10 protein-coding genes and 1 pseudogene are annotated in these 12,483 nt (G+C 58.4%); 3 read left to right on the forward strand and 8 right to left on the reverse strand.

The window, feature by feature from the left end; all coding sequences use genetic code 11:
- Positions 1–165: 165 nt before the first annotated feature.
- On the reverse strand, positions 166–1,116 hold the full coding sequence (locus tag U9J41_RS24770; protein ID WP_322404841.1) for a LysR family transcriptional regulator: 951 nt from the start codon (positions 1,114–1,116) through the stop codon (positions 166–168).
- 98 nt (positions 1,117–1,214) lie between these two features.
- Here U9J41_RS24770 and U9J41_RS24775 point away from each other — a divergent pair, with 98 nt between their 5' ends.
- Positions 1,215–2,441, forward strand: a complete 1,227-nt coding sequence (locus U9J41_RS24775) for an MFS transporter (RefSeq protein WP_322404842.1) — start codon at positions 1,215–1,217, stop codon at positions 2,439–2,441.
- A gap of 63 nt (positions 2,442–2,504) precedes the next feature.
- Here U9J41_RS24775 and U9J41_RS24780 read toward each other — a convergent pair whose 3' ends face one another.
- Complete coding sequence (locus U9J41_RS24780) at positions 2,505–3,599, reverse strand: hypothetical protein (RefSeq protein WP_322404844.1); 1,095 nt, start codon at positions 3,597–3,599, stop codon at positions 2,505–2,507.
- 318 nt (positions 3,600–3,917) lie between these two features.
- Between U9J41_RS24780 and U9J41_RS24785 the strand changes: the two genes are divergently transcribed.
- A complete protein-coding gene (locus U9J41_RS24785) occupies positions 3,918–6,005 on the forward strand; it encodes a beta-galactosidase (protein ID WP_322404846.1) in 2,088 nt (695 codons plus the stop codon).
- A 499-nt stretch (positions 6,006–6,504) separates the two neighbouring features.
- Positions 6,505–8,547: a hypothetical protein gene (locus U9J41_RS24790; protein ID WP_322404847.1), complete on the forward strand. Its 2,043-nt coding sequence runs from the start codon at positions 6,505–6,507 to the stop codon at positions 8,545–8,547.
- A 447-nt stretch (positions 8,548–8,994) separates the two neighbouring features.
- Here the strand turns inward: U9J41_RS24790 and U9J41_RS24795 are convergent, their stop codons facing one another.
- The 6 genes and pseudogenes from U9J41_RS24795 to U9J41_RS24820 form a co-directional block, all read right to left on the reverse strand.
- Positions 8,995–9,657 (reverse strand): hypothetical protein, encoded by a 663-nt coding sequence (locus tag U9J41_RS24795; protein WP_322404848.1) that lies wholly within the window; start codon positions 9,655–9,657, stop codon positions 8,995–8,997.
- 6 nt (positions 9,658–9,663) lie between these two features.
- Positions 9,664–10,017 carry a DUF1851 domain-containing protein gene (locus U9J41_RS24800; protein ID WP_322404849.1) on the reverse strand — a complete coding sequence of 118 codons (354 nt, stop codon included), beginning with the start codon at positions 10,015–10,017 and terminating at the stop codon, positions 9,664–9,666.
- A pseudogene (locus U9J41_RS29375) lies at positions 10,015–10,326 on the reverse strand (GAD-like domain-containing protein); the annotation flags it as partial. The pseudogene U9J41_RS29375 and the gene U9J41_RS24800, both read right to left, overlap by 3 nt.
- A gap of 26 nt (positions 10,327–10,352) precedes the next feature.
- Entirely contained in the window at positions 10,353–11,018 is a 666-nt protein-coding gene (locus tag U9J41_RS24810; RefSeq protein WP_322404850.1) for a GAD-like domain-containing protein, read from the reverse strand.
- Positions 11,015–12,121: a polymorphic toxin type 15 domain-containing protein gene (locus U9J41_RS24815; RefSeq protein ID WP_322404851.1), complete on the reverse strand. Its 1,107-nt coding sequence runs from the start codon at positions 12,119–12,121 to the stop codon at positions 11,015–11,017. The genes U9J41_RS24810 and U9J41_RS24815 overlap by 4 nt, the downstream gene beginning before the upstream one ends.
- A 3-nt stretch (positions 12,122–12,124) precedes the next feature.
- On the reverse strand, positions 12,125–12,478 hold the full coding sequence (locus U9J41_RS24820; protein ID WP_322404852.1) for a DUF4150 domain-containing protein: 354 nt from the start codon (positions 12,476–12,478) through the stop codon (positions 12,125–12,127).
- Positions 12,479–12,483: the final 5 nt, after the last annotated feature.

Genomic DNA, 12,483 nt, shown 5'->3' on the forward strand with positions numbered 1-12,483 from the left:
CGCGGCGGCAATACCGCCTACCTGCCGTGGTGGGGCATCCGCCACGATGCCGCGCCGCGGTCGCAGGGCTTTTCCCGCTGAAGGGGAACCACATGCGCAACACGATTCATCCATTGGGCGAATGGTCCCGGACGCCACGCCGGATCATGGGTCGCCGGGACGAAATCAGCGCCCCGGCGGCGCGACGATGCCGAACGCCTGCGGCACCGCCACGCGCATGATGTCGATGAAGCGGCGTAGCCGCGCCGGATAAAAGCGCGCGGGCGGGTAGATCAGCCAGATCGGCAGCGGCGCCGCCTGCCATTCCGGCACGAGCTGCACGAGCCGGCCCGCTTCCAGCTCCTCGCGCAGCGCCCAGCGCGACCCGATCGCCATGCCCACGCCCAGCACGACGGCGTTGCGCATCGCGTACAGGTTGTCCGTGTACAGGCGGGGGCGAATGTCCACGCGCACGGTCTCGCCGTGCTGCGCATGGGTCAGCGTCACTTCGTCGCGGTAGAAATTGCTGACCGCGATCCACGGCAGGCGCGCCAGCTCGTCGGGATGGGCGGGCAGCGCGCGGCCGTCGAGGAGGGCGGGCGACCCGACGACGATGCGCGGCACGTCGCCCAGCCGGATCGCCACGACTGACGGATCCGGAATGTCGCCCACGCGGATCGCGCAATCGATGCCCTCGCCGATGAAGTCCGGCGTGCGGTCGTGCAGGGTCCAGTCCACCGTCATGCGCGGATAGCGCGCCAGGTACTCGGCCAGCGGGGCCACCAGCTGCTGCTGGCCGAACGCGTGCGGCGCGACGACGCGCAGCATCCCGACCGGTTCGTCCACGGCGCCCCGGATCTCGCTTTCGAATTCCTGCCATCCCGCGATCAGTTCCTTCGCGCGGGCATAGCAGCGCATGCCGTCGTCCGTCAGTTTCATCGCGTGCGTGGAGCGCTGCAGCAGGCGTACGCCCAGCGATTTTTCCAGGGCCTTGAGGCGCCGGCTGATCGTCGGCTGCGTCGTCGCGAGCGCCCGCGCGGCGGCGGACAGGCTGCCGGCATCGACGATGCGCACGAAGGTTTCGACCAGCATCATACGGTCGGCAGAGGGATTGATACTCGAAAAGTCTGTGCTCATACGCATATCGTATAACAGTTTGACGCTTGCCGCTGCTACACGGCGACGCTGCGGATCTTCATAATGCGCTGCAACATCACTCAACGGAGTCAACAACCATGAGCATCGCACACACCGCCGCGACTGCCGTACCGGTCCAAACGAGGCTGACCTCACCTCTGATCTTCCTGCTGGCCGCGAGTACCGGCCTGTCCGTCGCCGCGCTCTACTATAGCCAGCCCACGCTGGGGATACTCGCCACCGACCTGCACGCCAGCAACCGGGCGGTCGGCTGGATCCCGACCTTGACGCAATTCGGCTACGCCCTCGGCTTGCTGTTCCTGGCGCCGCTGGGCGACCGCTTCGACCGCCGCACCATCATCGTCGTGAAATCGCTGCTGCTGGCCGCCGCGCTGCTGGCGATTGCCGCCGCACCGAACCTGGCCGTGCTGCTGGGCGCGAGCCTCGCCGTCGGCCTGCTGGCCACCGTCGCCCAGGACATCGTGCCGGCCGCCGCCACGCTGGCCCCGGCCGAGCATCGCGGCCGCATCGTCGGCACCGTCATGACCGGGCTGCTGCTGGGCATCCTGTTGTCGCGCGTCGTCGGCGGCGTCGTCGCCGAGGCGTTCGGCTGGCGCGCGGTGTTCGGCGGTGCCGCCGCCGTCGCCGGCCTGACGACCGCGATCCTGGCCCGCTGGCTGCCGGGCTTCAAGCCGACGAGTACGGTCGCCTATCCGGCCCTGCTCGCGTCGCTGGCCGCGCTGTGGAAGCAGCACCGCGCCCTGCGCCTCGCCGCGACGGCGCAGGGACTGCTGGCGATCGGCTTCTCCGCGTTCTGGTCCACGCTGGCCGTGATGCTGCATGGCGCCCCGTTCCACCTCGGTTCGGCCGCCGCCGGTTCGTTCGGCCTGGCCGGTGCCGTCGGCGCGCTGGCCGCCCCGTTCGCCGGCCGCCTGGCCGACCGCCGCGGCCCGCAGTGGGTCACCCGTCTCGGCGCCACCCTGAGCGTCGCTTCGTTCGCCACCATGTTCGCCATGCCGCACCTGTCGACGCAGGCGCAACTCGTGCTGCTGGCCCTGGCCACCGTCGGCTTCGACCTGGGCGTGCAAGCCACGCTGATCGCCCACCAGACGATCGTCTACGGCATCGCACCGGAAGCCCGCAGCCGCCTGAACGCGATCCTGATGACGACGATGTTCGTCGGCATGGCCGCAGGCGGTGCCCTCGGCGCCCAGGCGCTGGCCGCATGGGGCTGGAACGGCATCGTGGCCCTGGCCGTCGGCTCGAGCCTGGCCGCGCTGGCGGTGCGCATGCGGGCGTCGCCGGGGAAATCGTCGGGCAAATAAGGAACGCAGCAAGGTTGACCAGCGCCAGGCCACGGCAACGCGGCCTGGCGCTGTGCTTTCGTGCTAGGCCGCGATGTCTGGCCGGCGGCCGGCCACGGCGTCCATCGCGCTGGCGCCCGCGCGCACGGCGAGCACCGTCATGCCCACGCAGGCGGCGACGAGGATGACGAATTCGCCGTAGCGTGCGGGCGCCGGCTGCTGCATGAGAGGCTGGCCGAGGAATGTCGACGAGGCCGCGGCGAGCAGCATCATCACGGGAAAGTGGAAGAAGAAGGTGAATGCCGCGGTTTGCGGCGCCGCGCCGTCGACCGCCGCGTCGACCGCCCCGTCGTGCCGCGGGTGGATCGGATACAGGGCCCAGGCGACGGCGGCGAAGCTCGCGCCGACGAACACGTATTTCCACTCGATGAGCCAGGCGCCGAACGGGGACGGCAGCAAATGCGCGTCGGCGCCGATGAATCTGGACAGCAGCAGCGCGCCGACGACGCCGGCAATGGCGACCGGCAGTGGCGGCCGCGCGGCGCGCGTCGCGCCCGCGTACACGACCGCAATGCCCGTCAGCCAGATGGCGGCCCAGGCGAGGAATGACGATGGCGCGAGCGCGACCACGGCCGCCAGCAGCACGATCCGCCTGCGCCATGCCGCGCGTGCGCACAGGGCGAGCAGGATGAGCGACCAGAACAGATAGGACAGCAGGTACAGCATGCCGTTGCTGCCGAACGTGGGAACGAAGAAGGGTTGCAGCATCAACAGGTTTCCCAGCAGCGGCGCATAGCCGAGCGTGAGCGTGCTGAATGCCGGGTAGGCCGTGTACAGGCCGAACCCGTTGAGGAACCGCACACCCATGACGTCGCAAATGGCGCCAATGACCAGGCCGGGCAGGAGGAGCCGGTACAGCGCGCTCACGCGCCGCGCGACCGCAGCGCCGGGCGGATAGCGCTGCAGTGCTCGTCCCGTCACGATGCCGTCGAGGACGAAGAAGACGGCGAACGATTCATGGCCGAGCCCGGTCAGGAAATAGAACGCCGCCGACAGGGCCGTTTTCGCGTGCACGTCCCCGTAGTCGACGAACAGCAGGAAGCGGACGTGGTACATCAGCGTCACGATGACGCTGGTCCAGCGTGCCAGCTGCAGGAACGAGACGAAGCGGTTGGGCATGGGGCGATACAAACCTTGATGTACACGTAATGTTTTTGCGGAAAATGCCGGAAGACATAGGCTAAATTCACTGGGCACGTCGTGGATCGATGGTATGGGATCGATGGTATGCGGCGACCGTCCGGTGGGCTTGAGGCGGCGCAGCCTACGTATGTGTGTCGGCGGGACCGCGGCGGATGGCCGGCAGGTTCGTCGCGCGCGGGCTACACGGGCACCGGCAACGCCTGCGTGGCCGGATGAGCAGCGAAAGTCATACTGTCGAGTTGCGTCCCGGATGTGTTATGGATAACATGACGCAACTAAAACAGGAGACATGCAATGGCAAGATTCGTACGCACGCTCGCCGCGGTGGCGCTGGGCGCCATGTGCAGCGGCACCCTCGCGGCCCCCAGACTGCCGGACACGATCCTGTTCGGCGTCGCCTACTACGACGAGTACACGCCCGTCGACCGCCTCGACGAGGACGCGCGCATGATGAAGGAAGCGGGCATCAGCGTCGTGCGCATCGCCGAATCGACGTGGGGCACGCTCGAACGCAGCGAGGGCGTGTTCGACTTCACCCACGTGGACCGCATGCTCGCCGCCTTCCAGAAGGCCGGCATCAAGGTCATCATCGGCACGCCGACCTACGCCATCCCGACCTGGCTCGCGCGCAAGCACCCGAACGTGCTGGTGGTCACGCCGAAAGGCCGCGCCGACTACGGGCCGCGCCAGAACATGGATATCACCGACCCGGATTTCCGGGCAGCGGCGGAACGCGTGATCGTCAAGCTGGTCGACCACGTGAAGGACAATCCCGCCGTCATCGGCTACCAGGTCGACAATGAAACCAAGGCCTACTCCACGAGCGGCCCCAATGTGCAACGGGCTTTCGTCGCGGCGATGCGCAAGAAGTTCCCCGACCTCGATCAGCTCAACAAGGCGTTCGGCCTGGATTACTGGAGCAATCGCATCAACAGCTGGGACGATTTCCCGTCCGTGAACGGTTCCATCAACGCGAGCCTCTCCAACGCCTTCGCCGGTTTTCAGCGTGACCTGGTGACGGCGTACCTGACCTGGCAGGCAGGCCTCGTGCGCGCGCATGCGCGCGGCGACCAGTTCATCACGCAGAACTTCGACCTGGGCTGGAAAGACCATTCCTACGGCGTGCAGCCGGAAGTGAACCACTGGGACGCGGCGCAGCCGCTCGACGTCGCCGGCATCGACATCTACCACCCGAGCCAGGACAGGTTGACCGGCGTCGAAATCGCCTTCGGCGGCGACCTGGCCCGTTCGATGCGCAACGGCCAGAACTACCTGATCATGGAAACCGAAGCGCAAGGCTTCCCGCACTGGACGCCTTACCCCGGCCAACTGCGCCTGCAGGCCTTCAGCCATCTCGCGTCCGGCGCGAACATGGTCTCGTACTGGCATTGGGCGACGACGGCCAATGCCGTCGAGACGTACTGGCGTGGCGTGCTGTCGCAGGACTACCAGCCGAACGAGGTGTACGCGGAAGTCAAGACCATCGGCGCCGACCTGCGGCGGCTCGGGCCTAAGCTGGTCAACCTGCGCAAGAAGAACCGGGTCGCGGTCTATGTCAGCAACACGGCGCAGGCGGGGTTCGACGCGTTCAAGGTGCATGCCGACGGCAAGGCGTTCGACTACAACGACGCGATGCGGCCCTGGTACGACGCGCTGTACCGCATGAACGTCGAGGCGGACATCCTGTCGCCATCGTCGAAGGTGTCGTTGTCGGACTATAAGCTGATCGTGGTGCCGTCGCTGTACGCGGCCAGCGACGCGGAAATCGCGCGCCTGAACGAGTACGCGAAACAGGGCGGCCACGTGCTGTACACGTTCCGCAGCGGCTTCTCGGACGAGAACACGAAGGTGCGGTACGCCGTGCAGCCGGGCGCGATCAGCGAGGCGGCTGGCGTGGTCTATCACCAGTTCACGATCCCCGAGGGCGTGACGTTGGCGGGCGATCCGTTCCAGGTCGGCGGCAAGGACAACAAGGCGCGCTGGTGGATGGAGTTTCTCAAGCCGACCACGGCCCGGGTCATCGCCCGCTTCCAGCATCCGTCCTGGCCGGACTATGCGGCGGTCACGCGCAACGCCTACGGCAGCGGGGAGGTGGGCTATGTCGGCTTCATGCCGACCGATGCGATCATCGACAAGATCATGACCGACCAGGTGAAGCGTGCCGGCATCGAGCTGCCGAAGGTGCGCTTTCCGCTGATCGTCCGCGGCGGCACGCTGCAGGACGGGCATCGGGTGCGGTATGTGCTGAATTATTCCGCCAAGCCGCACCGGATGGCGTACGGTTATGCGAGCGGGACTGATCTGTTGTCTGGACGGAAGGTGGGGCGCGGCCAGCAACTGGCGCTCAAGCCCTGGGGCGTGGCGATCGTCGAAGAGGAGTAGAAACGAAAACAGCGGCCATCGAGCCGCTGTTCTGCATGAATTCTGTGGTCGGGGTGAGAGGATTCGAACCTCCGGCCTCTACGTCCCGAAGAATGAGGATTTTAGAATTCAGCCGGTAGATAAAGGGTTTCTGGCTTTTGTACAACAGTGAGTACTACACTTGCGGGGTAACGGCAAAAGCAATAGTTTCCAATATTGCTAAATTTATAACCTTCTCATTACATCCCACATCAGGGTAAACGCGCCACAACACAGTGGCTGAACCTCGTCAGAGTCGAAGAAGCGCGTTTTCAATGTCGTTTCATCCGACTCTTGTTGACCCAAGTTGCCAGAAATACTTGCTCCAGCTCAAGGTAGCGCGATGTGGCATGGACGGCAAGATGAGTTCGTGTCAGCATCCGCGGAATCCAAATTTTTGAGCCGGTAGCCAATGTCTCGCTAGCCGTCGAGATGTTGGAAGTATAGTCGTGTCTGAATAATAGATGGAAGGAGCCTTTTCATGAGATTAAACTTTATCGAAACACTCCGGCAGAAACCAAAATCGATACCTAATCCCACAGGGCATGGATTTGACAAGAATGTATGGCAACAAGCGTACGAGGCGCAACGCGACGGTAGCCCTGAAGATCATTACGTTTATCTGCTAGGACTCATGCTCGCTGAACAAACTAAGCGTGTGCACGCAAGCGTTGAGAGGCTTTCCGAAAATCTACACTTTCGAACGATTGAAGACCTTAGCCGGTTTTTCTCCACGCGGATAAATCGGGTTCAAGTTGAAGTATTCCAGAGTCTTGAGAAAGCACTGGCAGGAGTTAAGGTTATTGCGAGCGAACGTGTTAGTGAAATGCGATGCTACACTGATGCGGCGGGAAATTCCCACGCGATTCAGCCACCGATGGAGGCTGTCGTAGATGCCATCGGTAGCGCATTGAAACTACTCGGACGTGCTGGTGGACTCGGAAAACTAAAAAGCGAGCAGCATGCAGGTATGACTATCGATGATGTGCTTGGAAATCTCATGGATTTAGCCCAGCACAGTTTGTCGATTCAACGCGTATGGAACTCGGTAGTTTGGTGGCGAACTGCCGTTGTGGTCGCCCATGACTGCCGTAGCTACTTTGTAGATGAATGCGCAAGTGATTTAGCTGTGCGAGCAACCGTTGATTTAGCTAGGCGGCCAGCATTAATGACAAGGTCCATCGAGAGCTTCCAGAGGGAGAACCCTGAGACAGCCGATAACAACGTATTTGTTCCGTACGTTCGACTGTATGAAGGGCGTCTGGTTGTGCAGCCGCTACCAGCTTTTCTCGTGCCTGATGATGAGCGAAAGTTATTGCTTGAAGCACGTCGCTCACATGGCATATTGCAGGATGCCTCGCTGGCGGACTTTATACGAGAAATGCATCCTCAAGTGGGGCTTCACATCAGCGAAATCATGGTAATCTGGGGCGAATTGTCTGCAATGGCAGCTCAAATTTATAAGTTAACATGGCCGCTAGATATTGTGAAAGACAAGGATAAGTTATTAATTGCTGTCGAAAGCCGATTGCCGCGCGATCAAATCATCACAACTATTAAACAATGTGTTGCTTTGTCCGCTGATAAAGTGAAAGAGTGTATCGAATTTCTCAGTTTTACACCGTCTAAGTCTGCTACATTATGGGATAAGCCTTTGCTGCCTGCTGGGGATGACGTGTTGTTGCTGTGGTGGCCATTGCAAGGCGCGCATCAAGCTCGGTTGTTGAATGCTTGGTCAAAAAATTATGAGGAACTCAAGATTGCCTTTGACAGCAAGGGGCCGGCTAACGAAAGACTATTGGCCGAGGCGATACGTGATGCCATCGAAAAGAGCCCCCATCGGGATCGCATGAAATTCATAGGAACAAGTTTGCATCCGCGCCGAAAGCCTGACGAGGAAATAGACTTGCTGGTTGTAATCGATGATACGGCATTCGTCATCGAAACTGCTTCCCTTCCTTCACCAGCCGAAGCTTACGAGTTTTGCGATATAGAAGATCGGCTCCAGAAAAAGTCAAAGCAATGCCGTAAGCAATGCGCTGCCCTAAAACAAGATTTAATTCAAATTGCTGAGTGGGCTGGTGATGATTCTTTGCGAGAGAGGGTAACTAAGGTCTTTGGTCTGGTTGTTACAAACTCCTACTTGCGCGAAGGTTTATATGACGACGATATATGCTACTGTCACAGGGATACATTGTATAACATTATTCTTGGCGGAATCTATTTCGGGGTAACTCGGGGTCTGGAAGATCACACTTTAAAAATGCCGATCCAAATAGGTCCGGAGGGTTCGTTAGTCGATGGCATAATTAGCGCGCTGAGAAAGTCGCCGAAGGCAGAGTTTTTTGCACGGTGTATAGTTCCGGTAGAGGTTCGCGTCATGGGTTTCGACAATACTGATGTCGAAGGCTACTACCGTGCTGTAGAAATAGACATTCCTGAGCAGGATATGTTGGAAAAACGCTTGCGAGAGTGTAGTTTTGCGGCATTGCTGGAAGAATCGTCCGATCTTCGCTTTGAATAACTTGGCTAGTGTCGCGCGAAGCGACACTGCCGGGAACACTTTATTGTCGCGAGAACCGCCACTGGTGGGCAAACGTTAGCTCGTCTGCTAACGCTTTGGCAGTAGCCGAACGCGGCCATCACGCCCTTCAGCACCGTGGCGACCACGCGGAATTGCTACGACTCTGCCGTCTCGACCCTCGCGCGACGTTGCTCCCTTTGGTACAGCCACAACGCGTCCGTCGCTACCCTCGCGAGAAGTCGCCCCGCGCGGAATTGCTACCACTCGACCATCCCGACCTTCGCGCGATGTCCCACCGGGCGGCACTGCGACGACACGGCCATCGCGACCTTGCCGCGATGTGTAGCCGTGTGGAATTTTTACCTTTTTGCCGTCCTGACCGGTTCGAAAAGAGTGCGACATAATACCTCCGCTGCTCTGGAAGTATTTAGCCCATGCATCGCATCATTAATCGTAAAGGCGTGTCAGCCAGTTCCAGAAATCATCATCTGATTCGGATTCGTCCATACTTACGGTCTTGACCACGACTTCCGACCCGCGTGCAGGAATGCTCAGCCCAAGTATGTCTTTGACGTAATGTTGGAAAAGCTGCGGTGGCGGTGGGTAGTCATCATCGTCGTATTCATCCTCTCGTACCTCATCTGGCGTTAATTCGAACTGATCAGGCCAACAGTGTTCATCGTAACCGATCGCCAACAAACGTAATAGGTCTTCTATATTTTCGGTGAGCACACAGAGCATTACCGAGCCAGACCCTGAGCCTAAATGAACAATTCGCTGCTGACCATTATTATCTCGCCAAAGTCCAGCCCACGATCCATCGCTGCCGGTTCGCAAAAAGATCGCTAGCCGGTCGTTTACCTCGGGATCATCACTTTTCGTCCATCGTGCAGTGTCAGCAGGGTCGGGTATGAAAAAACCGGTTCGTGCTAGATCGCTGTGTTCAGGCTTGGGGTACAACGTCATATAGCGAACGCCGTCGCGACGCGTCCGGACGCAGCCGTGTTCTTCCATGAAGTGTAGGGCTTCCCGCAATACGCCCGGAAGCGGATTCCGCTCCGGGAATTCGGAGGCCATTTCATCAGTAAAACTCATTTCTTTGCAGAACATAAAATACTAAGAATTGAGTAATTTTTCGATTTCGACATTTGAGAATGGAAGTGTCGGTGACGCAAGCTGTCGAAGGATAGTCAGATGCACGTCTAACTTGAGCTTCGCAAGGTTCTCCGGTCGCATTTTCCCGCCCAGAGCTATAGCAGGCTCAAAGCCATAAACTTCGTCTGGTTCAAGTGGGCCTAATTTTTTCAGAGCCCGCTGGAAGAGTTGACGCCCGGATTCGTCTTTTAGGTCACATTCACTAATGCTTAGTCCAATAAAAGATCGGACCGACCAGTCTTGATCTTCTTTGCCTTTCGGCTTCAAGTCCTTTGGTAGGGCAAAAATTGCGTTGATAGGACAGCTTATTGTCATATTGACGCCGCTGCGTTCGCCGCAAACATAAAGGTCGCCGAATGCCGTTCTACCGATTACGTGGAATGCATCAATTTGTTCCAGCGAAGTATCTTCTAGCCACTCATCAACAATGTCTTCGTAGTCGTCTGGATTAACAATCCAAAAAAGGCCATTTGCATAACCGGACCACCCTTCTTCCCTTCAGTATGTTAATAACTGATCGGGTAGCTTGCCTTTCCATTTTTGGATGGCATCTACTGGGACATCGGTCCTGTGAGTCGCCTCACCGAATTCGTCAATAAAAACTTCAAAGTCCTCGTCTCTCATCTCAGTCCCTTGCCGCGGAAAACGGTTTAGGAGTCGAGCAATTTGTCGATATCGAGATTGCTAAGTGGCAAAGTTGGCGCAGCAAGTTGTCGCAAAATCGTCAGATGTACATCAATTTTTACCTTGAACAAATTTTCAAGTCGCATCGGTCCCCCAAGTACTAAGGCCGGCTCAAATCCATACATTTCGTCCGGCGCAAGCTTACCGAGCCGGTCTACAGCGCGGTCGAAAAGCGGTTTGCCGCCTTCGTCCTTTAAGTTGAAGCGTGACTTGTCACTGGAGCTAAAAAAAGAACAAATTGATAAATCCAAATCTTCTTTTGATTTGGGTTTTAGTCCCTTCGGCAGGGCAGATATTTTATTGAGTAGGCAGGCAACAGTAACGCTTCGGCCCGTTTTTTCGCCGCACGCATATAGGTCACCGAATGCCGATCTGGCAATGACATGGAATGAGTCAAGCTGTTCTAGTTTTGTGTCTTCCAACCATTCATCAATCAGATCTTCATATTCATCTGGATCGACAGTCCAAAACAGCCCGTTTGCGTAGGCGCACCATCCTTCTTCTTTCCAATAGGATAGCAGTTGATCCGGTAGCTTTCCGCGCCATTTTTCAATGGCAGTTTCTGGTACTTCAACCCGTTGTGTTGCTTCGCCAAACTCTTCGATAAAAACTTCGAAATCTTCGTCTCTCATCTCATTCCTTTGGCCCGGCAAGGCTCCAGTTTAACATTCATTTTCTGATCTCCGCGGCCACCATTGATTGCCCTCTCTGCTTCTCGATCCATTCCGGCAACCCTATTATTCTGATTCCAGCTGGCACCAATGGAAGAGTTCACATCGGCGCGCCCCATTCCAGTAGGATTAGGGTGCATCCAGCCACCAGCCACCATATCAGGATCATGTAGCGCCGCAAGCTGACTCATCACCTTTTCAGTACGAATTGCGGCTTCTGCTTTTGCCTTTGCCGCACCGATACCTTTTTTACGGAGGCTCGCAGTAATATTTTCCTTGATATCTGCAGCGACCAGATCCCTAAAATCCGTTTGCGCGGCAGCTGCCGCAGGGTTGCGGTTGGCCGCCGCAAATGCATCCCTCGCAGCCTTGTATTCAGTAGCCGTCAGACTATTGATTGCGTCTTCTTGCCGTTTGAGCTGGGCGGCCATTTCCTTTAAGTAAGCCTTCTGTTCGTCCTTGCTCATCCGCATGAATTTTTTCTTATCAAACGGATGGAAACAAGGCACTTTATGCTCGCGGCCCTTTACGGTCACCTCTTTTTTTGGTTTTTTGGGACCAGATGCAGCTTCCCGCGCCTCTTCTGCCTCTTTGGCTTCTCGGGCTTCCTTGGCTGCTTTGGCTTCTCGCGCAACTCTTGCGGCTTCCTCTGCGTCCTTTGCTGCCTTCGCAGCTTTGGCGACTTCTTCCGCTTCGTGCGCGCCCTTGGCGATCCTTGCAGCAGTGCCTGCGCCTTTCGCCATCCCTACTGCGCCCTTGGCGACCTTACCCACCGTCGTCACAACCTTGCCGCCTGGGATCATACTTGCCGCCGCGATGCCCGCTTCGACAAGATCGCCCTCAGCCGCGTAGATCGCCGCATCCGCCGCACCGGTCACTACTGATAGGCCGGGAACAAAGCTGGCGACACCTAACACTCCATGCACCCAAGGGCTGGACTTTTGCCACATGGTTTTTTCAGCGGCGTTCTCAAGGCTCGTGGCGAGATTGGCTCCGCCGCCATGCGGTTCGACGTGCGTTATAGACCGCTCAGCCTGTTCTAGGATTACCCCCTTCGTACTCATGGCTTAACTTGCCAGATTCATGTCGCACTCGTCGCCATGGCGCACAACGTATTTCTTCTCTGCCCTTACAGAGTTGGCACTTTGCGTAGCACGAACCTTTCCTTTGTTGACACCGGATTTCATGCCGCCGCCTGTTCCGGCCTCATTGCCGGTCACGTTCGTCACCACGCTGTCGTTGAGTAGGAAGACAGGATTGCCATTGAACCTGACCGATTTTGCGACTTCGACGCTTTTACTCAGGTCGGCAATGATGGGGTAGGGAACAGGCACCATGTTCGGCCCCATTGGCGTCTTGCATACGTTTGGAACGAGGCTTACGGCCTTGAAGATGCTGTTTTTACGGGCACCAGTGGGCATACATT

This window comes from Massilia luteola, from assembly GCF_034420155.1.
Taxonomy (GTDB): Bacteria; Pseudomonadota; Gammaproteobacteria; order Burkholderiales; family Burkholderiaceae_D; genus Telluria; species Telluria luteola.